This window comes from Chryseobacterium sp. 'Rf worker isolate 10' (genome assembly GCF_050753305.1).
Classification (GTDB): domain Bacteria; phylum Bacteroidota; class Bacteroidia; order Flavobacteriales; family Weeksellaceae; genus Chryseobacterium.
The window spans coordinates 333,247-356,956 of record NZ_JBOZOF010000004.1 but is presented as its reverse complement, the minus strand read 5'-3'; the positions used below and the strand labels follow the sequence as shown (position 1 = coordinate 356,956).

The 23,710-nt window shown below is 35.7% G+C and carries 27 protein-coding genes; 17 read left to right on the top strand and 10 right to left on the bottom strand.

Annotation, left to right across the window (positions count from 1 at the left end; all coding sequences use genetic code 11):
• The first annotated feature begins 3 nt into the window (after window positions 1–3).
• The 5 genes from LKL37_RS19580 (at window position 4) to LKL37_RS19560 (ending at window position 4,504) form a co-directional block, all read left to right on the top strand.
• Window positions 4–810, top strand: a complete 807-nt coding sequence (locus tag LKL37_RS19580; protein WP_047373745.1) for a lysophospholipid acyltransferase family protein — start codon at window positions 4–6, stop codon at window positions 808–810.
• A 16-nt stretch (window positions 811–826) separates the two neighbouring features.
• The gene (locus tag LKL37_RS19575) at window positions 827–1,264 is read left to right on the top strand and encodes a hypothetical protein (protein WP_431612120.1); all 438 of its coding nucleotides are present in this window, start codon (window positions 827–829) and stop codon (window positions 1,262–1,264) included.
• 6 nt (window positions 1,265–1,270) lie between these two features.
• Window positions 1,271–2,608 (top strand): UDP-N-acetylmuramate--L-alanine ligase, encoded by a 1,338-nt coding sequence (locus tag LKL37_RS19570; RefSeq protein ID WP_431612119.1) that lies wholly within the window; start codon window positions 1,271–1,273, stop codon window positions 2,606–2,608.
• Between the two features lie 304 nt (window positions 2,609–2,912).
• Complete coding sequence (locus tag LKL37_RS19565; protein WP_431612118.1) at window positions 2,913–3,701, top strand: C-type lectin domain-containing protein; 789 nt, start codon at window positions 2,913–2,915, stop codon at window positions 3,699–3,701.
• Window positions 3,702–3,712: 11 nt separating this feature from the next.
• Complete coding sequence (locus tag LKL37_RS19560) at window positions 3,713–4,504, top strand: C-type lectin domain-containing protein (protein ID WP_431612117.1); 792 nt, start codon at window positions 3,713–3,715, stop codon at window positions 4,502–4,504.
• Window positions 4,505–4,556: 52 nt separating this feature from the next.
• Here the strand turns inward: LKL37_RS19560 and LKL37_RS19555 are convergent, their stop codons facing one another.
• The 4 genes from LKL37_RS19555 to LKL37_RS19540 form a co-directional block, all read right to left on the bottom strand.
• Window positions 4,557–5,168: a hypothetical protein gene (locus LKL37_RS19555; protein ID WP_431612116.1), complete on the bottom strand. Its 612-nt coding sequence runs from the start codon at window positions 5,166–5,168 to the stop codon at window positions 4,557–4,559.
• A gap of 141 nt (window positions 5,169–5,309) precedes the next feature.
• The gene (locus LKL37_RS19550; protein WP_431612115.1) at window positions 5,310–6,368 is read right to left on the bottom strand and encodes an NAD(P)H-dependent flavin oxidoreductase; all 1,059 of its coding nucleotides are present in this window, start codon (window positions 6,366–6,368) and stop codon (window positions 5,310–5,312) included.
• A gap of 153 nt (window positions 6,369–6,521) precedes the next feature.
• Window positions 6,522–7,226, bottom strand: a complete 705-nt coding sequence (locus tag LKL37_RS19545) for a DNA alkylation repair protein (protein WP_431612114.1) — start codon at window positions 7,224–7,226, stop codon at window positions 6,522–6,524.
• 101 nt (window positions 7,227–7,327) lie between these two features.
• Complete coding sequence (locus LKL37_RS19540; protein ID WP_431612113.1) at window positions 7,328–8,203, bottom strand: aldo/keto reductase; 876 nt, start codon at window positions 8,201–8,203, stop codon at window positions 7,328–7,330.
• 291 nt (window positions 8,204–8,494) lie between these two features.
• Here LKL37_RS19540 and LKL37_RS19535 point away from each other — a divergent pair, with 291 nt between their 5' ends.
• From LKL37_RS19535 to LKL37_RS19525, 3 genes are all read left to right on the top strand, one after another.
• A complete protein-coding gene (locus LKL37_RS19535) occupies window positions 8,495–9,979 on the top strand; it encodes a tetratricopeptide repeat protein (protein ID WP_431612112.1) in 1,485 nt (494 codons plus the stop codon).
• A gap of 85 nt (window positions 9,980–10,064) precedes the next feature.
• Window positions 10,065–10,499, top strand: coding sequence for a GNAT family N-acetyltransferase (locus tag LKL37_RS19530; protein ID WP_431612111.1), 435 nt, complete (start codon window positions 10,065–10,067; stop codon window positions 10,497–10,499).
• Window positions 10,500–10,967 carry a GNAT family N-acetyltransferase gene (locus LKL37_RS19525; RefSeq protein ID WP_431612110.1) on the top strand — a complete coding sequence of 156 codons (468 nt, stop codon included), beginning with the start codon at window positions 10,500–10,502 and terminating at the stop codon, window positions 10,965–10,967. It abuts the gene before it with no gap.
• Here LKL37_RS19525 and LKL37_RS19520 read toward each other — a convergent pair.
• From LKL37_RS19520 to LKL37_RS19510, 3 genes are all read right to left on the bottom strand, one after another.
• Complete coding sequence (locus LKL37_RS19520) at window positions 10,944–11,840, bottom strand: LysR family transcriptional regulator (protein ID WP_431612109.1); 897 nt, start codon at window positions 11,838–11,840, stop codon at window positions 10,944–10,946. The genes LKL37_RS19525 and LKL37_RS19520 overlap by 24 nt on opposite strands.
• Window positions 11,841–11,932: 92 nt before the next feature.
• A complete protein-coding gene (locus LKL37_RS19515; protein WP_431612108.1) occupies window positions 11,933–12,868 on the bottom strand; it encodes an alpha/beta fold hydrolase in 936 nt (311 codons plus the stop codon).
• Between the two features lie 259 nt (window positions 12,869–13,127).
• Window positions 13,128–13,874, bottom strand: coding sequence for a metallophosphoesterase family protein (locus LKL37_RS19510; RefSeq protein WP_431612107.1), 747 nt, complete (start codon window positions 13,872–13,874; stop codon window positions 13,128–13,130).
• Window positions 13,875–14,065: 191 nt separating this feature from the next.
• On the opposite strand from LKL37_RS19510, the gene LKL37_RS19505 reads away from it, so the two are divergent.
• From LKL37_RS19505 to LKL37_RS19480, 6 genes are all read left to right on the top strand, one after another.
• Entirely contained in the window at window positions 14,066–14,683 is a 618-nt protein-coding gene (locus tag LKL37_RS19505) for an NAD(P)H-dependent oxidoreductase (RefSeq protein WP_431612106.1), read from the top strand.
• Complete coding sequence (locus tag LKL37_RS19500) at window positions 14,680–15,564, top strand: NAD-dependent epimerase/dehydratase family protein (protein WP_431612105.1); 885 nt, start codon at window positions 14,680–14,682, stop codon at window positions 15,562–15,564. Before LKL37_RS19505 ends, LKL37_RS19500 begins: the two co-directional genes overlap by 4 nt.
• Before the next feature lie 2 nt (window positions 15,565–15,566).
• Window positions 15,567–15,854, top strand: coding sequence for a putative quinol monooxygenase (locus LKL37_RS19495; protein WP_431612104.1), 288 nt, complete (start codon window positions 15,567–15,569; stop codon window positions 15,852–15,854).
• Between the two features lies 1 nt (window position 15,855).
• Entirely contained in the window at window positions 15,856–16,608 is a 753-nt protein-coding gene (locus tag LKL37_RS19490; protein ID WP_431612103.1) for a type 1 glutamine amidotransferase domain-containing protein, read from the top strand.
• 226 nt (window positions 16,609–16,834) lie between these two features.
• Window positions 16,835–17,818, top strand: coding sequence for an aldo/keto reductase (locus LKL37_RS19485; RefSeq protein ID WP_431612102.1), 984 nt, complete (start codon window positions 16,835–16,837; stop codon window positions 17,816–17,818).
• A gap of 116 nt (window positions 17,819–17,934) precedes the next feature.
• Window positions 17,935–18,903 (top strand): cyclase family protein, encoded by a 969-nt coding sequence (locus LKL37_RS19480; protein WP_431612101.1) that lies wholly within the window; start codon window positions 17,935–17,937, stop codon window positions 18,901–18,903.
• A 236-nt stretch (window positions 18,904–19,139) separates the two neighbouring features.
• On the opposite strand, the gene LKL37_RS19475 is transcribed toward LKL37_RS19480, so the two are convergent.
• From LKL37_RS19475 to LKL37_RS19465, 3 genes are all read right to left on the bottom strand, one after another.
• On the bottom strand, window positions 19,140–19,583 hold the full coding sequence (locus tag LKL37_RS19475; protein ID WP_062675364.1) for a carboxymuconolactone decarboxylase family protein: 444 nt from the start codon (window positions 19,581–19,583) through the stop codon (window positions 19,140–19,142).
• A gap of 7 nt (window positions 19,584–19,590) precedes the next feature.
• Window positions 19,591–20,022 (bottom strand): DoxX family protein, encoded by a 432-nt coding sequence (locus tag LKL37_RS19470; protein ID WP_431612100.1) that lies wholly within the window; start codon window positions 20,020–20,022, stop codon window positions 19,591–19,593.
• A gap of 63 nt (window positions 20,023–20,085) precedes the next feature.
• Window positions 20,086–20,658: a Crp/Fnr family transcriptional regulator gene (locus LKL37_RS19465; protein ID WP_431612099.1), complete on the bottom strand. Its 573-nt coding sequence runs from the start codon at window positions 20,656–20,658 to the stop codon at window positions 20,086–20,088.
• Between the two features lie 65 nt (window positions 20,659–20,723).
• Here LKL37_RS19465 and LKL37_RS19460 point away from each other — a divergent pair, with 65 nt between their 5' ends.
• From LKL37_RS19460 to LKL37_RS19450, 3 genes are all read left to right on the top strand, one after another.
• Complete coding sequence (locus LKL37_RS19460; protein WP_431612098.1) at window positions 20,724–21,089, top strand: DUF1304 domain-containing protein; 366 nt, start codon at window positions 20,724–20,726, stop codon at window positions 21,087–21,089.
• A 541-nt stretch (window positions 21,090–21,630) separates the two neighbouring features.
• Complete coding sequence (locus tag LKL37_RS19455; RefSeq protein WP_431612097.1) at window positions 21,631–22,881, top strand: quaternary amine ABC transporter ATP-binding protein; 1,251 nt, start codon at window positions 21,631–21,633, stop codon at window positions 22,879–22,881.
• A gap of 1 nt (window position 22,882) precedes the next feature.
• Complete coding sequence (locus tag LKL37_RS19450) at window positions 22,883–23,710, top strand: ABC transporter permease (RefSeq protein WP_431612096.1); 828 nt, start codon at window positions 22,883–22,885, stop codon at window positions 23,708–23,710.

Genomic DNA, 23,710 nt, shown 5'->3' with positions numbered 1-23,710 from the left:
GAGATGGCGAAGAAAAATATTTTCACCGATGCATTCGGAACCCCTTATTTTTTGAAAAGGTTTATTATTTTTATTTTAGGAGTTGTATCATACAGAAGATTCAACGGCTTTAATAAGTTAAAAATAACCGGTACAGAACACCTTGTGGATCTTCCGGACTCTAACGTACTTTTTGTATCCAACCATCAGACCTATTTTGCGGATGTGGCAGCAATGTACCATGCCTTCTGTGCCGTAAACAACGGATATCTAAACACGATAAAAAACCCGATCTATCTGCTGAACCCGAAGATTGATTTTTACTATGTTGCAGCAGAAGAAACCATGAATAAAGGTATTCTTCCTAAAATTTTCAAAATTGCAGGGGCTGTAACCGTAAAAAGAACATGGAGAGCGGAAGGAAAGAATGTCAACAGAATGGTAGACATGAGCGAGGTAGATAATATTATGAAAGCATTGGACAATGGCTGGGTAGCGACTTTCCCTCAAGGAACTACTTCAGCTTTTGCACAAGGACGAAGAGGAACAGCCAAATTGGTGAAAAATCAGCGTCCTATTGTAATTCCAATCAAAATAAACGGATTCAGAAGAGCTTTTGATAAAAAAGGACTCCGCGTAAAGGTAACCGGTGTAAAACCTACGATGGAATTCAAAGCTCCTTTGGATATTGATTATGATAATGAAAAAGCACCGGAAATTTTATTGAAAATCATGACTGCCATTGAGCAGACAGAAGATTTCAACCTATTACACAGTTATGATGAAGAACTTAAAGCTAAAAAATTAGAACAAAAGGACTCAAATAATTAAAGTAAATAGAAAAATTATGAACAAAATACTTGGAATCTTATTCGCAATCACAGTATTAGTTTCATGCAACAGCCAAAAGGTATATTCGGATTTTGATATCAGTTATTCGAAAAGCGGAGGCTTTGCACCCGTATATGAAAACATGCTTATAAAAGGCAATAATGTACACTACTCTTTTGAAGGGCAGGGCAAAAAATACAAACAGGATTTTAAAATTTCTGATGAAGATCTGAAAAAGCTGGATCAGGTTCTTTCTCAGAATAATTTCAGAAGAATACAGGAAGACCACAAAAAATTGTATGACAATATTTCAACTTCCATCAACATCAAGAAAGGTCCTAATGAAGGCAGTAAAACGGATGCCAGTATGATTATTCCGAATTACAATTCTAACTGGAACAACATTCTTGAAGCTTTCCAGCAGATCATAAATACTAATGTTAAAAAACAGTAAATACAATTGAAAACCCACTTCATTGCCATTGGCGGAAGCGCCATGCATAATCTTGCGATTGCATTAAAAGACAAAGGATATCAGGTAACAGGCTCTGATGACGCTATTTTCGAGCCTTCAAAATCCCGACTGGAAAAGAAAGGAATTCTGCCTCAGGAAATGGGCTGGTTCCCGGAAAAGATCACTCCGGATATTGATGCTGTTATTCTTGGGATGCATGCACATCAGGATAATCCTGAGCTGGCAAGAGCAAAAGAACTGGGTCTGAAAATTTATTCTTATCCTGAATTCCTGTACGAACAGTCAAAAAATAAGACAAGAGTGGTTATCGCGGGATCACATGGTAAAACAACCATTACTTCAATGATTCTTCATGTATTGAATTTCCATCAGAAAGATGTGGACTTCATGGTAGGGGCTCAGCTTGAAGGGTTCGACTGTATGGTAAAACTGACTCAGGATAATGATTTTATGGTGTTGGAAGGTGATGAATACCTTTCTTCCCCTATTGATCTTCGTTCAAAGTTTTTACTGTACCAGCCGAATATCGCTTTGATGAGTGGGATTGCCTGGGATCATATCAATGTTTTCAAAACGTTTGATGATTATATTGATCAATTCAGAAAGTTTGTAGCAAGCATTACAGCAGGGGGAGTTCTGGTATACAACGAAGAAGATGCTGAAGTAGTGAAAGTGGTGGAAAGTGCTGAGAACTATTTCAGAAAGATTCCTTATAAAACGCCTGAATATGAAATCAACAATGGTAAAGTATATCTAAAAACTGAGATGGGAGATGTTCCACTTTCTGTTTTTGGAGCGCACAACCTGTTGAATATGGAAGGGGCAAGACATATCTGCCGACAGCTTGGTATTATGGATGAAGACTTCTATGAGGCAATTATGAGCTTTAAAGGAGCATCCAAACGTCTTGAAAAAGTAGAAAGAGAAGATAAAGGAACCCTTTATAAAGATTTTGCCCATGCACCAAGTAAAGTGAAGGCAGCTGTAAAGGCTTTTGCTGAACAGTTTAAAAATGATAAGAAATATGGATTTCTGGAGCTTCATACGTATTCCAGTTTAAATCCTGCTTTCCTTGAGCAATATGACCACGCTATGGATGGCTTGGAAGAAGCAATTGTTTTCTACTCTGAAGATGCTTTAAAGATCAAGAGAATGGAACCTATTTCTCCTGAATTTATTAAGGAAAAATTCAAGAATGAAAATTTGAGGGTTTTCACAAATGCTGAAGATCTTCATGCTTATTGGAATACATTAGATAAAACAGATGGTGTTTATTTAATGATGAGTTCCGGTAATTTTGGGGGTCTTGATTTAACAAAATAATGATCATTCATACAAACTGATTTTAAAGTTCATTAATCAGAAGAAATTCTCAACATAATAAAAAACTCCTTTCAGTGAAAGGAGTTTTTATGTTTTTTGAATAAAATATCTTATAGCCGATAATTTAAATATGTTTTATTTATTTTATTATAAAATCATTATTAATAAAAAATATTCATCAATAAATAAATTAACATATAAATCTCATTTTAAAACAATCGTTTAATTTACTGATAATCAATAAATTGTGATTTATTATCGCCAAATATTTTTATATATTTGAGATGAATAAAAAAGCATAAAAATGAAAAAAGCTATCTTATTTATTGTTTTACCAGCTGCTATGAGTGCTCAAGTTGGGATTAATACAACTACTCCTGCAAAAACACTTGATATCAACGGAGAATTACGAATCCGTACTTTGCCAGCTGGCTTAGCAGCTGATGATATTCTCTCTACTGATGCCAATGGAAATGTAAGAAAAGTTTCCAGAGGTGACCTTGGCGGAGGATCATCATCCGGTTTCAATAATACCATACTAGGATACGATCCGAAACCGGTAGCCACAAGGCCACAACCACCAGGTGCATTGCCGGGAGGAGGCACGGCCACTGAGCTTGGATGCAAGAAATGGTCTGGAAACAATCATACTTACTGTGCTTATCAGCTTTCACAGGCTATTAACTGGTTCAATGCATTCAGTTTTGGAAAACAGATGGGCGGATATCTGGTGACCATGCCGAATGATGCTGAAAGAACGTGGGTCAACACCAATATTGTAGCTTCAGGAACTGGCTATAACTTAGCCAACAATGTATGGATTGGCTTTAATAAAATTCAGAGACCGGGAAATCCTGACCAGCTTCAGTGGATCACAGGAGAAGAATTCAGAATCAACTGGTCTACCAACCCAGCCACAACAGAAAACTGGTTTAATCCCGGAGAACCCAACAACTCAGGAGGTGTAGAAGGAGCAACCCACATATTTGCAGGCAGCGTAAATGCTGAAAGAAGATGGAATGATTTAAATGGTACACTGACTGCAAACTCCAGTATTTCCATGAACCAGCTTATTATTGAGTTTAATGAATAATAAAATCACCTATGAAAAAATCAATTTTACTATTCATTATTTTGCCTTATCTCGCAAGTGCTCAGGTTGGAATTAACACAAATACTCCTACAAAAACACTTGACATCAACGGAGAATTACGAACCCGTACTTTACCCCAGGGCGTTGCAGCTGATGATATACTTTCTACTGATGCCAACGGAAACGTAAGAAAGATTGCCAGAAGTGATCTTAGTGGTGGAACATCATCCGGATTCAATAATTCTATATTGGGATATGATCCAAAACCAGCAGCTACAAGGCCACAGCCACCAGGTGCAGTACCGGGAGGCGGTACAGCTACTGAGCTCGGGTGCAAACAATGGGCGGGAAACAACCACACCTATTGCGCATATCAGCTTTCACAGGGGATCAACTGGTTCAATGCATACAGCTTTGGAAAGCAAATGGGAGGTTATCTGGTAACCATGCCTAATGATGCGGAGAGAATCTGGGTTGCAACCAATATTGTAGCTTCAGGAACAGGCTATAATTTAGCTAACAATATATGGATTGGCTTTAATAAAATTCAAAGACCGGGTAATCCGGACAGACTGCAGTGGATTACCGGAGAAGAGTTCAGAATGAACTGGTCTACCAACCCTGCAACCACAGAAAACTGGTTTGCAACAGGAGAACCTAATAACTCCGGTGGTACTGAAGGATCTACCCACATTTACAATACTGCTGGAAACGCAGAAAGAAGATGGAATGATTTAAGTGGAGCAACCACTACTTTTACCGGCTCAGCAATGAACCAGCTTATCATTGAGTTCAGTGAATAAAAAATAAAAAAAGCTTCAGAATATACTGAAGCTTTTTTATTGTGTTTCATTTCTAATCGTTCAGTTTTTTGTTATTGGTCAGCTCAATACTTTTTATGGAGCCTAGCGGTGCAATCTTTATTGTTTTATTTCCTTTGGCCAGATAGATGTAATACATGCTGTTTGATCCTATCAGATGTACCTGATCTGAGTTATCATCACCATAGTTTATTTTGTAATCATATTTAAGTCTGTTTTCCTTGATCCTTTTTGTCAAAGTCATCCCTTCACCCCATCCTATTCCTACGAAAAAAGACAGTAACATCATAGCAAGGAATCTTACAAACATATTGGTAAAATGATTTTCAATAGCCTCTTTTGTCATGGTTTCATGTTCTTTAAGAGCTGCCATTTTTAATGCCCAAGGCTTATTTTTATTAGCCTGTTTTGACAAAAATGAGGGAAAAGCAAATGAAGAAACAACTATGATACTGAGGGCAATCAGTATTACCGGATGAGAAGTTAGGGTAGCAATCGGACTTATCAGGATATCCATGATGGTTGAATATTTAAGGATATTAATGCCTATCTGATAATAGAAGACACTCTCTTTTAATATTCCCATCACAACAAGAAACAGATAACCGAACGGAAGTGATCTTTGAATTCCTTCTGAAAATTTCATGTATGTTTTCGTTGATTTTAGTTTTATAATGTATTAAATAGATGTTCCTGAAAAATTTTTCAATAAAAATAAAATTCCACCACATCCAATAATCCTGACCACGAAAATATAAAATTACAATCACATTGAAGGTATATTCATCTATCTTTCACATTCTTTGATCAGTTTTTTCAAAATTTCTTCTGTAGAAAGATCGCTGTACTGATGAATAGACTGCCCCACCCAGATCCCTACAAATTCTGGATTTCGCAGGTTCTTGGCAGCTTTACGCAATGCATTGGTCAGTTTATTCTGATAAGGATAGGGTAAAATATATTCTGAATCTTCAACTGCTTCTATAAATTGATTTTTTATTCCTCTGGCATATCTTCCTGAGAAACTTTTCGTTAAAATAATCTCTTCTTCTTTCACTTTTTTCAGTCTTTCCTTTTCAAAAGGCTGTAAAGCACTTTCCTGAGAAGCCAATAAAAGATTACCTACCTGAAAACCCTGTGCCCCTAAATCTTTAACAGCCTGCAATGTCTTCGCACCATAGATTCCACCGGCATAGATCAAAGGAACTTTTACCTGATCATAGATCTGTGGCAAAAGAGATAAACCTCCGATCTGCGGAATATTTTCTACCTCAAAACTTCCTCTATGTCCGCCGGCTTCTATTCCCTGAACACAGATGATATCAACACCTGATTTTTCAAGCAATAAAGCTTCCTTCACAGAAGTGCAGGTTCCGATAAGAGCAACTCCATTTTCTTTTAATTTCTGAATACTCTGATCATCAAGATTTCCGAATGTGAAGCTTAATATCTTACAGTTTTCTTCAATGACAGCATCCACCTGATCATGATAACTGTGGACGCTGATTGCTTCAAGATCCGGAAGCTGTACTTCAATCTTGTTTTCTCTGGCCAGCTGTTCGATAAACTGTTTGGTGGTTATATACTTTTCTTTTAAAGCATCAGTTACTTCAGGAATATGATGTACAAAAATATTGGCAGCAAAAGGCTTATCTGTCATCTTTTTCATTTCCTTGATCAGTTCAACAGATTGATCAGCTGACAGATCTGCCAGTGCCAGTGATCCCAGACAGTCTGCTTTTGCAGCCGCAACAGCCATCTGTACCGTACTTACTCCAAACATCGGAGCCTGAATAACAGGATATTTTATCCCTAGTTTTTTACTGATTGTATCGGGCCAAAACATAAGAATTATTTTTATTAAAATTTACAAAGAATCGGGCAATACTTCTTGTTCAACAACATGATATTGCTCAGAATGTGGACTAAAGTTTAAGATTCAAGGTTTAAAGTTTAAGGTTGTAGATAAACCTCTTTTGCAAACAGGACAAAGCAGGATTTATTTTGTCTTCCTGAGTTGTTTATAATATAATTTTGATTCTGCATCAAGCTTTTCTATTGCATAAGAAAATGTGGCAGCAGGCATTGTTTTAGCATAAGTAGTGAGAAAATCATGTAGTTTCTCTTTGTCTTTTTTTCCGGCCTCTCTGATCCAGCTTCCAACTGCTTTATTCACCAATTCATTAGGATCATGAATAAGGATTTCAGCAATGGCAAAAGTATCCTTTACATCATTTTTCCTGATAAACGCATGAGTACTTACAATAGCTGTTCTTCTTTCCCAAGGGCTGTCAGAATAAGCAAGCTTATATAAAATATCTCTCGGCTTATCGATAAGGTATTCCCCAATAATATTACGGGCTGCCCTGTCTACAAAATCCCAGTTATTGAGACGGTCGTGGCGGTTGAGATACAAATCAAAAAGGGCTTTTTTATGGTCTTCAGACGTTTTTTTATGTCCCGCCTGGAAATCCATGATACTCACCGCTCCCATTCTTACTTCATAAAAATCGCTGTCAAGAAGTTTATTGATTTCACCCAAAGGCATCTCTGAAAATTCTTTAGCCGTAGTAAAAACATCTCCGAATTTCACTCCAAAACTCTTGGTAACACCATCATTTCCTTTGAAAAACTTGTCAACTTTGCTCAGCTCTTTCTCATTCTTGAACAATGCAAGTGTTTCTATAAATTCTTTTGCAGTCATGGGATAGTATTGATTTAAAAATCCCGCAGATCTCAAAATAGTTCAGATTCATGATCTGTAAATTTGTGAAAGCTGCGGGAAGTATTATTTAGGTTCTGAAATTAAATATCTGCTACAGAATTTAACATTTTTTGTTCCCATTCAGGATCCTTAGGATCAAAGAAAAGTCTTTTTCCGGTATCTAAAGAACGGACAACATTCATTTCATCTTCTGTCAGTTCAAAATCAAAAACATTAAAGTTTTCTTCAATTCTCGATGGTGTTACAGATTTTGGAATCACTACAAATCCTTCCTGCAGATGCCATCTCAGAATAATTTGTGCTACTGTTTTTCCATATTTTTGTGCAATTGTTTTCAGATCAGGATTGCTTAAAAGATTGGCATTACCATTCCCCAGCGGGCTCCATGGTTGGGTGACAATATTATTTTCTCTGTCGTATACCTGCAATTCTTTCTGTTGGAATACAGGATGCAGTTCAATCTGATTGATAACTGGTAAAACGGTTGAATTAGCTTTCAATTCTTCCAGCTTCTCAACGGTAAAATTACATACTCCAATAGTTTTAATTTTCCCTTCATGATACAATTCTTCCAAAGCTTTCCAAGTACCCAGAAAATCTCCATACGGCCAGTGGACAAGATACATATCAAGATAATCCATCTGCAATCTGTCTAATGTTCTCTGAAAAGCACTTTTCGTTTTTTCATATCCATGATCCTGAACCCATACTTTTGATGTGATAAACAATTCATCTCTGTTTACACCACTATTTTTTACTCCAGTACCTACTGCTGTTTCATTCTGATAAATAGCAGCCGTATCAATCATTCTATATCCTGTCTGAATAGCTTTGATTACAGCATTCTCACATTCTTTCAGATCTTCCATCTGCCATACTCCAAAGCCTAGAGCAGGAATATCCACTCCATTATTTAAGGTCGTTACAGGCTGTCCTGTATATTTTTTTTGTTTCATTATTCCTTTATTATTTTTATATGTAAATTAAAAACAAATTTGCAATAAAAAAATTGAATATGATAAATGTAATTTATTCGACTTAATTCGACCTAAGAAATTAGGTAATATATAAGTAACTAATTATTTTTGCAAAAAAACACAATGCAACAAAATGACACAACATTACTATTATTCCAGTCATCCCATTTTCATTGATTATGAAGTAATTCACTATCATAATAGTAAATAAAATGAAAATATTTCAATATATTTACAGTAGTGTTAACGATCATCCATATTTACTTTAAAATGAAAAAAAAATTCTTTTTTAATCTTTTTTTTGTGATGATTTTCCCATTCTGTTATGCACAAAATTATACAATAAAACAGATTGATAGTTTGATTAGTTATACTGAAAAAGCATATACTGAAAAAAATGATAATAATGTTATTGCATTAAGTAATAGAAACTACAAAATCTCTCAAAAAGCCAACTATCCTGAAGGAATGGTAAAAAGTCTTATTACCATTTCTAAATATTATTGGAGTAGAGGTAATTATGAAAAGACTATTCAATATGCTAAACAAACTGAAGAAGAGGCTTCAAATATAAACGATTATAAAAGCATCTGCACAGGATTACGAATGGCTGCAATCTCTTATTATAGCTTGGGGCTTTATGAAGAGGCACAGGAGATGCTAACCAAAGCCTTTTCTATTGCTGATAAAATATCTGATCCTGATGATTTCTATGAATCAAGAGGAGATTTATACAGTGTTAAAGGTGACATAGCTTATTATGGTCATTCTAACAATCGTATTCCGGATTATTTTAAATATGTTAAGAATGCATTAACCGAGTTTTCAAAAATTAAAAATAGTAAAACCCGCAATAGTTCTTCTGGGAAAGCCTATTCAGATTTAGGGCTTGCTTATGCGGAAAAAAAAATGTTTGATTCTGCTTATCATTACATGAACATCTCTCTAAATCTGGCCAGAATTGATAAAAATTACTATAATGAATGTGTTGTATTAAATGGTTTAGTATACACTTCATTTACACAGAAAAATTATCAACAGACGATCAATTATCTGGAAACGTTAATCCCCCTTTCCAAGAAAACGAACCAGCTTGTTATTTTAAAACTTGCATACCAGACCATGCAAGAGTCCTATCATCAGTTAGGAAGCAAAGAAAAAGAGATGGAGTATCTCGCTAAATATACTAAACTAAATGACAGCCTGGCCCAGGCTGACAAGTTATTGAAAAATAGATCTTTTCAAAAAATCATCAATGAAAAAGAAGAGACTTTTCTCAATGAAAAAGATAAACTCTACCTTCTCATTGCTGCGACCTGTCTGTTATCAGTACTCTTATGTTATTTTGGCTATAAAGCATTCAAAAAATACAAAGTGGAAAAAGAAAAAATACAACATAAAGAAAACGTAATTGTAGAAAAAGAATCTCAACTTATCGAACTCAAACAGAAAGTAAATAATGCTTTTGATGAAATAGTTGATCTCGCAAAAAAAGATGATTCTGTTTTCCTGACAAGATTCCAGGAAGTGTATCCGGATATTATTAAAAAATTACTAAAGATAAATCCCCAGCTGCAACCCAGTGAACTTAAATTTTGTGCATTGCTCTTCCTTAATTTTTCATCTAAAGATATTGCCACTTATACTTTTGTTCAGCATCAATCTATACAGACAAGAAAAAGCAGGATAAGAAAAAAACTAAATATCCCTCCAGGAGAAGATATTTACTTATGGATGAAACATCTGAATGATTAATATCGAATCATGTTTATAGTTCAAGTTTACGCTCCTGCTAGCATCTCATCTCTATTTTCTCTATTTTTGTTCAAAATTAAAAATCATGTCACAAAATATCAGACTGGCTACAGCAGAAGATTACCCGAGAATTATGGAGATTTGGGAATCAGCCGTAAAAGCTACACACGATTTTCTTGCCGAGGAAGACTTCAATTATTTTAAAGAAGCCATTCCAAGAGACTATCTCCCTCATCTGGAAGTTTATTTAATTGCTGAAGACCATGAATCTAAAGGTTTTGCATCCGTAGCAGAAGGTAATCTGGAAATGCTTTTCATTCATAATGACACGCGTGGAAAAGGCTATGGAAAAACGCTTTATCAATTCATGAAAGAGAAAACCGGACTAACCAAAGTGGATGTGAATGAACAAAACCCTCAAGCCATAGGATTTTATGAAAAAATGGGATTCAAAAAGACTGGGAGATCCGAAAAAGACGGTTCAGGAAAAGACTACCCAATTATTCATATGAGTCTGTAAATGAAAGATTTCACTTTCAATCTATTACATTCTGATTCGGAAATCCCTTATCATCTCTTGCTGCTGGCAGATGAAACCAAGGAAGCGATTAATCAATATATTTTCAATTCTGATATCTATCTTTTGCAGAATGGTACTGAAAATATTGCTGTGATGGCATTGTACAAGAAAAGCAATAGTGAACTGGAAATTAAAAACGTTGCAGTGATTGAAAGTTATCGAAGTAAGGGCATTGGAGGGATTCTGATGGATAAAGCAAAAGAAATTGCAAAAGAAAATCATTATAAAACACTGACTGTTGGAACATCGGATACCGGTTTCCAACAGATCAGATTTTATGAGAAAAACGATTTCATCAAAAGTGGAATTCTGAAAGATTTCTTTATTGAAAATTATCCGGATCCTATTTATGAAAACGGTTTACAAATGAGAGATATGGTCTTATTAAGCCATCACCTTACGGAATAACCCTTTAATATGTTCAATTTCGGTTTGATAATTGGTTTTCTTACGGCATCCGAAATACAGGGTATTTTCAAACTTTTTCTTTCCTTCCCAGATAAGCTGAATATCACCGCTTTCAATATCCTTTCTACATAGAAAATCAGGGACAACAGCCAATCCTGTTCCTCCTTTGAGACAACGGATGATTGAATTCATGTTGGGAACGATATAGTTAGGACGGAAATTGGGTTTATGTCCAAAATTCAATATCCAGTACTGGAAAAGATGCTCCATATCTCCGGTGGTTCCGTACCATTTTTCGTTTTTCAGCCACTCCTCTATCTGATCTGCATCTTTTGTTTTCAATACTTTATTGAAAGCTGTTTTATCTACATCTTTCCCTCCTACCAGGATAATCTGCTCCGAAGAGAATGCTTCATGTTCTATATTGGGTGAAGATCCTTTTTTCGGAGTAATGATCAGATCAAGAATTCCTTTGTCCAGTTGATCCAGCATTTCAGGGTATTCTCCAAAGCTGATAATCAGATTAAAAGGTAATGAAGAAACATACTGCTCCAAGGTGGTCTGAAATGTTTCAAAACACATCCCAACACTGATGGTTGGAGTATGCTTTTCTGTAGACTTTTGAAAGTTTTTCTCTACATCTTCCAGTTTGGTAATAGGCTCAGCCACTGCATTAAACAATACTTTTCCTCTTTCTGTAGGGATCATTTTTCTTCCCGTTCTGTCAAACAGCTTATATCCTACATAAGCTTCCAAAGAACTTAAATGCAAACTCACTCCGGGTTGTGATATGAATAGAGCATCAGCTGCACCTGTCAATGTCCCGGTTTTATAGATCGCCTTAAAAGTACGATACCATTCTAAATTAACCATGACTTAATTATTAATATTCTGATACAAAATTACAAAATAATTACAATACTGATGTTTATTAAAGATTATTTTACAGCTTCCAACACTTCGCTTTATTTTAACGCCTGAATGATGGTAATCTGAAATTTTTCCGCTTCATCTTTATGAATCTGGTGACCTGAATTTTCAAATAAAAACAAGCCTTTCTTAGGTGCTTTTACTTTTTTAAAATATTCAGTGGTAATTCTGGTAGAGGTTTGAATATCGTTTTTGCCTACAAAAAAATAAATCGGGCAATCTACTTTCTTTAAAGTCTTTGGCAGATCAATGTTCATCACTTCGTTCCATGCTGGAGACCATGTTTTTGACCATTGTAAAAATCCTTTTCTGAAATCATCACCTGTTACATACTTTTTCCCATCTTTATAAAAAAGCCATTTTCTTAAATAAAACAGATCCTCATCCACTTTAAACGGAATATGAACACTTGCTAATTCTTTACTGGCAACAGGATCTTCTTTAAAATGATCTTTTAAAATATTGAGCAATTCTTTCTCACTCTCCAATTGGCTAACGACGGGATTTACTGCAAAATAGGCATTCAAAAGCTCCGGATGATTTCTTACAATATAAAACCCTAGTGCATTTCCCCAAGAACTTCCCAATAAATATATCTTTTCCTGTTTTAACTCCTTTCTTAAAAAATTAATAACCTGATAGGTATCTTTTCCCATAAGCTCAACGGAAGGAGTAACAGGAGAAGGATTTAATTCCAGTGTTTTCCCGGCATCTCTCTGATCCCACTGAACAATGGTAAATGTATTTTTTAAAATATTGGTAAAAGAGTCTGCGTTTTTCCTCATTGAGCTTCCTGGTCCACCCGATAAAAATAAAAGTACCGGCTTATTGGAGTCATCTGTTTTAATATCTATGGCTTGTTTTATGCCTCCGATCTCTGTAACAATCAGAGTATCCATTTTTCCTTTTTGTGATTGTGCAAAACAAAACACTGAGAATAGCAATACAATAAAAAGACTTGTTTTTTTCATGATTTCTAAATTTTAGGTTGACCTTAATAATCTGATACAAATATCCTCCAGATAATTTTCAAAAAAGTCCGAATAAAAAAATTCGAACTGATTTTATCCTTAAAATCAGTTCGAATGTATGCAGATTAACGTTCGAATAATCACAAAAATTTATTAATCAATATATTAAAAATAAATTTTAAAAAAAACTTTCATATCACCTGTTCATGACAGATCCAAAAAAAACTTTCTTAAGGAGAAAAATTTCAATAAAAGAATATTAAAACAACTGTACTTTTTCATTTTTTAGAAAAGCAGAATAATAATCCGGAATATCACTTTCCTCAATTCCACGAATGGTTTCTTCAAGCGGATAGGCTATCTGTACAATTTCAGCAGAAACCTGATCTTCATCTAAGGTAAGAATAAGGTAAGAAGCCAGCCTGTTTTCTTCTTTAGAACGCCCTACAGAGCCACAATTAATAGCCCATGTGCCATTTTCGAACTGTTTTTTAAAAGATAAATGGGTGTGTCCCATGGCAATGACGTCAGATTGAGCGTCTTCCAGCATTCTTATAAAAATCTCATCCTCTTCTGATTCATATAAATAGGTATCATTGCTTGATAAACTGGAATGTACCAACTGAATATTCCAGTGTTTCTTCCCTACTTTATAGTTTAATTTTAAATGAAATGGCAGTTCTGATAAAAACTTTTTGTTCTCTTCTGTAATATATTTTTTAGAATGATCAATGGCTATAAATCGTGCATTAGTCTCTTCTTCAGAATGTTTAGATAGTGGAACAACAGGAATATCAAAAGCAATTCTTTCATCATGATTTCCTAACAGACACGGAATATTCAGTGCTTTTATTTTTTCAGTGACTTCATTGCCCCATGGTGCAAAATCTACAAGATCTCCCAAACAGAATTTCTGACGAATTCCTCTTTCTTCTATATCCTTCAACACTGAATTTAATGCAGGAAGATTTCCATGCACATCACTAAAGACCGCAATCTGTATCATATTCATTCTATTTATCATAACAAATTTACAAGAGAGCAATGAGATCAGAATCAACAGACGGTATGACATTTCACATGAATAATAAAATTTAAACTATCATTTTTATAATAGATAGTTATAATTTATACTATTTTAATTATACAATAATCCATCCTAACTTTGCAGAGTAAAATTTAAACAATCATAAAAAAATGAAAAAAGTACTAATCATCAACGGAGGACAAAATTTCGGACATTCCGGAGGAAAATATAATCAGACTATTGCAGACAATACATTAGCAGTTCTTAAAGAATTTGATAACGTAGAAGTAAAGATAACCAATGTAAGTGAAAACTACGACAAAAATGAAGAAGTGGAAAAATTTGTATGGGCAGACTATATCGTTTACCACACCCCTATCTGGTGGTTCCAGCTTCCAAACGGATTGAAAAAATATATTGACGAAGTTTTCACAGCAGGCCATGCAAAAGGAATTTATATGAGCGACGGAAGAAATGCTGAGAATCCTCAAATCAACTATGGTACAGGAGGAATGCTTGGAGGACGAAAATATATGCTGACTACCAGCTGGAACGCTCCTGCAACAGCTTTCACGCTTCCCGGAGAATTTTTCAGTGAAAAAAGCGTGGATGAAGGTCCGTTATTTGGATTCCATAGAATGAATGCCTTTGTTTCATTAGAAAAAATGGAAAGCTTCCACTTCCATGATGTGGAGAAAAACGCCAATATAGAGCGTGATATGAAATTGTACAGAGAGCATGTAAGAAATGTATTTGAAAAAGAATTGAAACCGGAACTGGTATTATGAAAAAAGTACTGATCACAGGCATTACCGGCTATATTGGCGGAACTATCGCAAAAAAACTCCTTAACAGGAATTATGAAGTGACAGGCCTGGTTCGTAATGAAACTCATGCTCAGGAACTGGAATCATTGGGAATCAAAACCATTGCGGGAAATATTCATGATGAAGATCATATCAGAACAGCAGTTTCCGGTGTAGATACGGTTATCCATAATGCTGATTCTGCGGATGATGCTTATGCAGCAGATAACTTTATCAAAGCTCTGGAAGGAAGTCATAAAACGTTTATATTTACTTCAGGATCAGCTATTTTTGGAGGAAAAGAGAATGGTAAAAAAAGTGACTTTATCTTCAGAGAAGATTATCCTTTGCAGCCAAGACTGGAAATGGCCTCAAGAGTGCTTATTAACAATTACGTCCTACAGTCTGCAAAAAAAGGCATAAGAAGTATTGTTATTGTTCCTACAATGGTTTATGGAGAAGGTTTAGGAATAAAAAAAGACAGCATTCAAATCCCTGCTCTTATCAACTTCTCTAAGGAAAAAGGACATGGAGTGTATTTTGGTGAGGGTGAAAATATCTGGTCTAACTTACATATTGAAGACCTTGCAGATTTGTATGTACTTGCATTGGAAAAAGCAAAAGCAGGTTCCATCTATTATGCAGAAAATGGTTCATCTTCTTTAAAAAACATTGCAGAAAACATCAGCAAAAAATATAATTTAAAGCCAGCAAACTCATTAAGCATTCAAGATGCTGTTAATAAATTTGGTCCTGCAGGAGGCTATTTCGGCTTTGCATCTAACAGCAGATGCAGTTCGGATAAAGCCAGAACAGAACTGGAATGGAAACCTATCTATAACTCAATTGAAAATTTTATTTAATTATGAAAATTCATCTTACAGCCATTATAAAATCCAAAGAAGAGCATCAGGCAGAAGTCCTGGAAGTTCTTCAGAATATGGTAAAAGAAACAAGAAAAGAAGAAGCTTGCGAACTTTACAGTCTGCATCAGGGCATTGAAAACAAAAATGAATTTGTTTTCTACGAAATCTGGAAAAGCGAGGAAGGACTGGCTCAACACAACCAACAGCCTTACATTCAGGTTTTCGGAGCTCTGGTAGATGGGAAGCTTCAGGACAAACCACAGATTTATACCACCAATATCATTTAATATGAAAAAATTAGCGTTTTTAATGCTTGCCGTTTTTACGATTGGATTCGTACAGGCACAAACCAAAAAATCAAAGAATATGAAAAAGAAAATTTTATTTGTCGTAACCAGTCATGATAAAAAAGGCAGTACGGGTGAAGATACGGGATATTATCTGGGTGAAGTTTCTCATCCGTGGGAAGTTCTTCACAAGGCAGGATATGAAATCGACTTTGTAAGTCCGAAAGGAGGAACTCCTCCGGTAGATGGCTTCGATTTGAAAGATCCTGTTAACAAAGAGTTTTGGGAAAATAAAGAATATAAAAACAAGATTGATCATTCTATGACTCCATCTCAGGTTAATCCAAAAGAATACTCAACCATCTTTTATGCAGGAGGACACGGAGCGATGTGGGATTTTGCAGATAATAAAGAACTGGCAGACATAGCTTCCAAAATTTATGAAAACGGAGGTATAGTAGCCGCTGTATGTCATGGTCCTGCAGGTTTGGTGAATATCAAACTGAATAACGGGAAATATCTTGTAGATGGTAAGAAAATCAATGCTTTTACCAATGAAGAGGAATCTGAAGTAAAATTAACCAACGTAGTTCCCTTTTTACTGGAAGATAAACTGAAAGAAAGAGGAGCAAAATTTGAAAAATCCGGGCTTTGGCAAAATCATGTGGTAACAGATCAGAGAGTGATCACAGGACAGAATCCACAGTCAGCAAAAAGCGTTGGAGAAGCTATCGTAAAAGAATTAAATAAATAACACACAATTTTTACCCCAATAAGCTAATCGATGTAGCGAAAATTGAGGTTATCTCAAAAGTCAAATTATTCGGACTTTGTCATTCTGACGAAGGAAGAATCTCAATAACAACCAATTACATAAGATTCTTCACTACATTTCATTCAGAATGACACCTTTGAGGTAATCTCTAGCAAATCAAAGATTTGACGGGGTGGTTTACAACAACAATTTTAAAACAAACAAAATGGAATATAGAAAATTAGGAAACACTGATTTAGAATTATCAACAATCACGCACGGAGCTTTTGCCATCGGCGGAAACATGTGGGGAGGTAATGAAAAACAGGATTCTATCAATTCTATTCACGCCTCATTGGACCATGGGGTAACTTCTATCGACACGGCACCATTCTACGGTTTCGGACTGAGTGAAGAAATGATCGGTGAAGCCATCAAAGGAAAAGACCGTTCAAAAATTCAGCTTTTAACAAAATTCGGACTGGTTTGGGACGGAAGCAATAATGGCAAAGGAGAATTTTTCTTTGATGCAGAAGACGAAGGAAAAACCATTCCGGTGTATAAGTTAGCTTCTAAAGAAAACATCATCAAAGAAGTTGAAGAAAGTTTAAAAAGATTAGGGACAGACTATATCGATCTTCTACAGCTTCACTGGCCAGACAGCACAACGCCCATATCCGAAACTATGGAAGCCATGGAATTATTAATCCAGCAGGGAAAAATTCGCACAGCAGGAGTAAGCAATTACAGCGTGGCTCAAATGGAAGAAGCTAACATAACTTTAAAACTTGCCAGCAACCAGGTTTCTTACAGTATGCTGAACCGTGCTATTGAAAATGATCTTGTTCCTTATTCTTTGGAAAACAATACAGGAATTATAGTGTATAGCCCTATGGAAAGAGGTCTTTTAACGGGTAAATACTTCAAAGAAACTCAATTAAAGGACAACGACCACAGAAATGGATATTTTTCTCAGTTTGATCTGAATAAAGTAAAAACTTTCTTAGAGAAAATAGAACCTATCGCTCAGGAAAAAGGAGCAAGTCTTTCTCAGCTGGTATTAAGATGGACAACTCTGCAACCAGCAATCACAGTAGTATTGGCAGGAGCAAGAAATGCACAACAGGCCATCGAAAATGCAAAAGCAATGTCTATTGACCTTTCACAGGAAGAATTGAACTTCATCAATTCAGCGTTGAGCGAAATTTAATGTAAAGGCTGGAAGCTAGAAGCTGGAAGAAGGAGGCTGCAAATACAATAAGTCTTCAATAACTTCCCTCTCCCTGCTTCTCGCTTCCCTCCCCTAATCCCCAAATCTTTTTAAAAATGAAAAATAATCTGATCAAAATGTTCGGGTTAGCCACACTATTGACTATCAACAGTATTAGTTTAAAAGCTCAGACACTCGTCAATCCGGAAGACAAATCATGGTATCCTTCTGCTTACGGTGCTCATGACGAGATTGGCGCCGCCAATCTCTTAACACCCGAAGTTGTAAAACAAGCACTGGGGTTGGTAAAACAAGGCAAAACATTAGCACTTGCCGTTCCTATTGATAAAAATCTTCCTGCTTTCAGGCACAGAAGTTTCAATTTATATAATATTCAACCCGGAGAACAGGGCGGGAAAAGCATAGGTCCCAATAAATTTACCTTCAATGATGAATTAGTAAACGGATGGACCGGCGTGGGAACACAACTGAACGGCATCGGACACATCGGTATTGACAACACTTACTACAACGGAAATAAAGCTACAGATTTTGTAACCGTGGAAGGCGTAAAAAAACTGGGTGTTGAAAAAGTACCTCCTTTCGTTACCCGCGGTGTCGTCCTTGATATGACTGCTCATTACGGAAAATCAATCGTGCCCGGAGGAACAGAATTTACAGTAGACGATATTAAATCTGTTCTAAAGAAACAGGGACTTACCCTAAGAAAAGGTGACATCATACTTTTCAATACCGGATGGCTTGAATTAATCGGTAAAAACAACCAGCAATTCCTTGAAACAGAACCAGGAATCGGAATGGAGGCAGCAAAATGGCTTTCCGATCAGGGAATAGTGGCTTTTGGTGGTGATACCTGGGCTTCCGAAGTATACCCTAACCCAAAAAGTAAAGAAGAATTCCCTATCAACCAGTTTATGCTGGCTAAAAAAGGAATCTATAACCTAGAACTGATTGACAGCCGTCCATTGGTGAAGCAAAAAGTATGGGAATTTTTATTCGTGTTAGGGCAGCCTTTATATGTAGGCTCTACTCAGGTGAATGTAAATCCTGTGGCAATTTATTAATTTAAATATTAAAAATATAATCTGAGAAACAAAGAGACAATGTAATTCCAGTTTAAAAAATAAAATGAACCAAAGAATTTATTTTTAGAATTAATACCCAAACTGTGTTACACTGTTACTTTGCATCTTGTATCAAAACGGCCTTTCAAAAATTTGAAAGGCCGTTTCTTAAAATAAAGTAAACATCCGTAGATGATGCAGTCTTCATTACATCCAACTTCCTGCATTCATCTTCACTATTTTGCAATCGGAAGATGAGTACTTACTGCAATTCTGTTCCAGGCATTGATGGTAATAATCGCCATAATGATCTGAGCAATCTGGTTATCATCAAAGAAAGACTTCGCTTTTTGATACGTTTCTTCAGTTAATCCTTTATCGCTGATCAGTGTAATTTCTTCTGTCATTGCCAATAGCACCTGCTCTTCTTCAGTGAAAAATTCTTTTGCTTCTGTCCATCCGTTCAGAATAAAAATTCTTTGAGGATTTTCTCCGTATTTGATAGCATCTTTGGTATGCATATCAAGACAGAAAGCACATTTATTGATCTGTGAAGCTCTGATTTTAATCAGCTCCTTCTGAATGTGTGTTAAAGAAATAGTTTGTAAATACCCTTCCAATCCAAGCATTGCTTTATAGGCTGCTGAATCTACTGTTGCAATATTTAATCTTGCGCTCATAATATTATTATTTTTTGGTTAATTGATCTATACTTAAAGAATAATGTTGTTGTACTGCCAGTAGAAATGCAGCAGCACTTCCCACCCACACAGAATAGTTCAGCGGAGCTTTTGGTCCTGATGCAATGGTCATGGATATAGCAAAAATCAACATTAAGATACTGCTTCCATAGGCTGCAAACTTTGTTTTAAATCCAAAAATCAGCATCAAAGGAAAAAGAATTTCAAAAAAGGTAGCGGCATACGCTGAAACCGTACTCAAGGCTTCCGGAAGGAAAAATGTCAGCTGTCTTGTATATTCTTTAAAACTCTCCATGTTTCCCCATGATGAATTTTCTTTGCTCCACAACCCAAATCGGTCTGCCACTGCAGAAAGCATCGTAATGGCAAGAGCCAATCTTAAAAAAAGTTGCGGAAATTGATTTTTATGATCTGTCATTGCATTAGCTTTTAATAACATGACAAATTTCCGGCTTCTGATCCGTAAAAAACTTAAACTGGTTTAAGATCGTAATTTGGCTCTGATTTCACTCAGATATTCCGGAGTAAAACCCAGGAAAGAAGCAATTAAATATTGTGGAATTCTCTGTATAAACCAAGGATATAACGTACTGAAATGCACATAATATTCTTCCTTCGTCATCTCATAAATATAACGGATTCTTTTCTCGGCAGCAGCATAAGCAGTTTGATACACCATTCTGAAATAGCGCTCCATGATGGGATGCTTTTCCAATAAAAGTTCCTGCGCCTGAAAATCTATGGTTAAAATTTTGGAATTTTCTACAGATTGGATATTAAAGTCCGATTTCATCTGTTTTTCAAAAGCAAAAGTATCAGACATCCACCAGTTTTCTATAGCAAATTCTGTGGTTTGTTCTCCTCCTTTTTCATTGATGAAGTACTTTCTAAGACAGCCTTCCAGAACGAAATATTTGAACTTGCAAATCTCCCCTTCCAGCATCAGGGTTTCTTTCTTCTTCACTTTTATAACCTGAAAAAAAGACATGATGGAAGCAAATTCCTCATCGGTTATGGTAATGAATTTATTTAAATGTGATTTGAATGAGTCCATCTTACAAATTAATACTCAAACTTAACTTTATTTTTTTAGTTTTACAATGAGAAAAATATTGAATCATGGAAATCGTTGCTAAAATTCTGATCGCTGTTGTTGCACTGGAACACATTTATATTCTTTGGATGGAAATGTTTGCATGGGAAACCAAGGGGAAAGAAGTTTTTAAAGCAGCTCTGCCTGCAGAAATGTTTAAACCAACCAAAGGATTAGCTGCCAATCAGGGACTTTACAATGGTTTTCTGGCTGCCGGACTGATCTGGTCTTTTTTGATTAAAGATCCTCAATGGCAGACCAATGTAGCATTATTCTTTTTAGGATGTGTAGCCGTTGCCGGAATCTATGGAGCAATTTCTGCCACAAAAAAAATATTTTTCGTTCAGGCTTTACCCGCTATCCTTGCCATTACTGCTGTTTTATTGAAATAACTTCATTGATTATTTTGTAAAACTTTAAAAAAAAATCCTTACAGCGTAAATGTTCTCTAAACTTTAATGGTAAGAGAAAAATTTCCATGAAACCTCACCTTTAAAATAACACTGAAAATCAATACTTTACATCCTTAAAAATTCATTTAATATAAAATTCGTAAATTTGCACCGTCATAAAAAATTGATATACAGTTTTTTGATGCTGGCAAGCATTTTGATCAAATGTAGCCATTCAAGTTGTTCAGTACACATATCTGTAATTACCTCATCAGTAATTTAATTGTAGAATCTATGTAAAAGATCGGTTTCTTTTTACATGATACACTCTTCTTCTAGAGTATAATCTATTGAAATATTTAAAATATACATAAGGCCAGCAGGTCTTTATGCTGTTATTTTTTTGTTTAAAGCTTTTATCATTAAAGGCTTGGCAAATTATTTTATCCTATCGTCATCAGCAGAACAACTAAAGCTAAACGTATATAATGAATTGGTGTACAATTTTTTATATCATTTATTAATTTGAAAAATTCTGAATATGGAAAAAAATGAAAACACTAGAAAAGTAAAACTTAAAGTGGAAGACCTGACCATCATCTTTGGTAAAAACAAAGAAAAAGCACAGGAACTTCTGGACAAAGGTTTTTCCAAAAAGGAAATTCTTGAAAAAACAGGTTGTACCATAGGAATCAACAAAGCCAGTTTTGAAATCTATGAAGGAGAATTCTTTGTCATCATGGGACTGTCAGGAAGTGGAAAATCCACTTTATTGCGCTGTCTTAACAGGCTAAATGAGCCCACTTCCGGAAAAGTATACATCAATGACGATGATATCACCGGTAAAAACAACAAAGAACTGCTGGAAGTAAGAAGAACGGAAATGAGCATGGTATTTCAGAAATTTGGATTATTGCCGCATCATACAATTCTCGATAATGCAGGTTTCGGACTTGAAATCAGAGGTGAAGACAAAGTTTCACGTGATCAAAAAGCACAGAAAGCATTGGATATTGTAGGATTAAACGGTTTTGAAAATCAGTATCCTTCCCAGCTTTCAGGAGGAATGCAGCAGAGAGTAGGATTGGCAAGAGCTCTGGCTAACGATCCTGAAGTGTTGCTTATGGATGAAGCCTTCTCCGCACTGGATCCTTTGATAAAATCTGAAATGCAGGATCAGATGCTTGAACTACAGAATACATTACAAAAAACCATTGTCTTTATTACGCACGATTTGGATGAAGCCATTAAAATCGGAGACCGTATCGTCATTATGAAAGATGGTGTCATAGAGCAAATAGGAACGGCCGAAGATATTTTAACCAATCCTGCAAGCGACTATGTAAAAGCATTTGTAGAGAAAGTAGACCGTAAAACGATTATTACCGCAAGATCTTTAATGTTTGACAAAGCAACGGTGGTACGTTTCAGAAAAGACGGTCCTGAAGGTGCTTTAAGAAAAATGAGAGCTACAGGTCTGGAAAACTTACCTGTTGTGGATTTTCAAAATAAATTTCTTGGTTTTGTAACCCTTAACGATGTTGTGCGCATCGCCAAAAAGAAAGAACCTACGGTAGAATCAATTATCAACAGCAATGTTCCTTCAGTTTATCCTGAAGTTACTGTAGAAGAAATGCTGCCATTGATCTCCGGGAGTAAATCGGCTATCGCTGTGGTAGATGAAAATAATAAATTCTTAGGTCTTATTACCCAATTATCACTCATCATAGAAGCTACCAAGTTTAACGAAGAAGAGATCATAGAATTAAAAGAAATCGCAAACAATCAATAAGATGAATAAAACTATAGATATAGGCCAATATGTAGAAACTGCAATCAATTGGCTCACAGAAAACGGAAAGCCTGTATTTGATGTCATAAAACATGTGGGAAACGCCTCCATTATGGGAATTGAATGGGTTTTAACAAACACTCCTTTTTATGTAATCATTCTCTTTTTTACCCTGCTGGCACTATGGAAAGCCGGAAAAGCAATCGCAGTAGTTACCGCGGCCGGACTTAGTTTAATATTTTTAATGGGATTATGGAAAGAAACCATGGAAACATTGGCGCTTATTTTTGTATCCACCATCACAGCCCTTATTTTCTCAATTCCTTTGGGAATTTTGGCTGCTAAAAGCAAAATAGCAGAAAAAATTATTCGCCCTTTACTGGATTTGATGCAGACTATGCCCGCATTTGTCTATCTGATTCCGGCTGTACTGTTTTTCAGTATCGGTAAAGTACCAGGTGCTTTTGCAACCATCATTTTTGCCATGCCGCCTGCGGTTCGATTAACGACATTGGGAATTGAAGCCGTTCCAAAAGATATTGTAGAAGCAGCCAGAGCTTTCGGAGCGACCAACCGTCAGATTCTATTCAAGGTAGAGCTTCCTTTAGCGATGAAAACAATTTTAACAGGGATCAATCAAACCATACTTTTATCCTTATCCATGGTTGTTATTGCAGGAATGATTGCAGCAGGCGGTTTAGGAGAGAAAGTACTGGAAGGAATTAATAATCTGGATATCGGATTAGGATTTGAAAGTGGTTTATCCGTTGTGATTTTAGCCATTATCCTCGACCGAATTACTCAAGGATTTGTAAAGAAAAAGCAATAA

Coding starts and splice junctions, on each gene's coding strand:
- LKL37_RS19580 (WP_047373745.1), top strand. CDS start 4: ATGGCGAAGAAAAATATTTTCACCGATGCATTCGGAACCCCTTATTTT.
- LKL37_RS19575 (WP_431612120.1), top strand. CDS start 827: ATGAACAAAATACTTGGAATCTTATTCGCAATCACAGTATTAGTTTCA.
- LKL37_RS19565 (WP_431612118.1), top strand. CDS start 2,913: ATGAAAAAAGCTATCTTATTTATTGTTTTACCAGCTGCTATGAGTGCT.
- LKL37_RS19560 (WP_431612117.1), top strand. CDS start 3,713: ATGAAAAAATCAATTTTACTATTCATTATTTTGCCTTATCTCGCAAGT.
- LKL37_RS19555 (WP_431612116.1), bottom strand. CDS start 5,168: ATGAAATTTTCAGAAGGAATTCAAAGATCACTTCCGTTCGGTTATCTG.
- LKL37_RS19550 (WP_431612115.1), bottom strand. CDS start 6,368: ATGTTTTGGCCCGATACAATCAGTAAAAAACTAGGGATAAAATATCCT.
- LKL37_RS19545 (WP_431612114.1), bottom strand. CDS start 7,226: ATGACTGCAAAAGAATTTATAGAAACACTTGCATTGTTCAAGAATGAG.
- LKL37_RS19540 (WP_431612113.1), bottom strand. CDS start 8,203: ATGAAACAAAAAAAATATACAGGACAGCCTGTAACGACCTTAAATAAT.
- LKL37_RS19535 (WP_431612112.1), top strand. CDS start 8,495: ATGAAAAAAAAATTCTTTTTTAATCTTTTTTTTGTGATGATTTTCCCA.
- LKL37_RS19530 (WP_431612111.1), top strand. CDS start 10,065: ATGTCACAAAATATCAGACTGGCTACAGCAGAAGATTACCCGAGAATT.
- LKL37_RS19525 (WP_431612110.1), top strand. CDS start 10,500: ATGAAAGATTTCACTTTCAATCTATTACATTCTGATTCGGAAATCCCT.
- LKL37_RS19520 (WP_431612109.1), bottom strand. CDS start 11,840: ATGGTTAATTTAGAATGGTATCGTACTTTTAAGGCGATCTATAAAACC.
- LKL37_RS19515 (WP_431612108.1), bottom strand. CDS start 12,868: ATGAAAAAAACAAGTCTTTTTATTGTATTGCTATTCTCAGTGTTTTGT.
- LKL37_RS19510 (WP_431612107.1), bottom strand. CDS start 13,874: ATGATACAGATTGCGGTCTTTAGTGATGTGCATGGAAATCTTCCTGCA.
- LKL37_RS19505 (WP_431612106.1), top strand. CDS start 14,066: ATGAAAAAAGTACTAATCATCAACGGAGGACAAAATTTCGGACATTCC.
- LKL37_RS19500 (WP_431612105.1), top strand. CDS start 14,680: ATGAAAAAAGTACTGATCACAGGCATTACCGGCTATATTGGCGGAACT.
- LKL37_RS19495 (WP_431612104.1), top strand. CDS start 15,567: ATGAAAATTCATCTTACAGCCATTATAAAATCCAAAGAAGAGCATCAG.
- LKL37_RS19490 (WP_431612103.1), top strand. CDS start 15,856: ATGAAAAAATTAGCGTTTTTAATGCTTGCCGTTTTTACGATTGGATTC.
- LKL37_RS19485 (WP_431612102.1), top strand. CDS start 16,835: ATGGAATATAGAAAATTAGGAAACACTGATTTAGAATTATCAACAATC.
- LKL37_RS19480 (WP_431612101.1), top strand. CDS start 17,935: ATGAAAAATAATCTGATCAAAATGTTCGGGTTAGCCACACTATTGACT.
- LKL37_RS19475 (WP_062675364.1), bottom strand. CDS start 19,583: ATGAGCGCAAGATTAAATATTGCAACAGTAGATTCAGCAGCCTATAAA.
- LKL37_RS19470 (WP_431612100.1), bottom strand. CDS start 20,022: ATGACAGATCATAAAAATCAATTTCCGCAACTTTTTTTAAGATTGGCT.
- LKL37_RS19465 (WP_431612099.1), bottom strand. CDS start 20,658: ATGGACTCATTCAAATCACATTTAAATAAATTCATTACCATAACCGAT.
- LKL37_RS19460 (WP_431612098.1), top strand. CDS start 20,724: ATGGAAATCGTTGCTAAAATTCTGATCGCTGTTGTTGCACTGGAACAC.
- LKL37_RS19455 (WP_431612097.1), top strand. CDS start 21,631: ATGGAAAAAAATGAAAACACTAGAAAAGTAAAACTTAAAGTGGAAGAC.
- LKL37_RS19450 (WP_431612096.1), top strand. CDS start 22,883: ATGAATAAAACTATAGATATAGGCCAATATGTAGAAACTGCAATCAAT.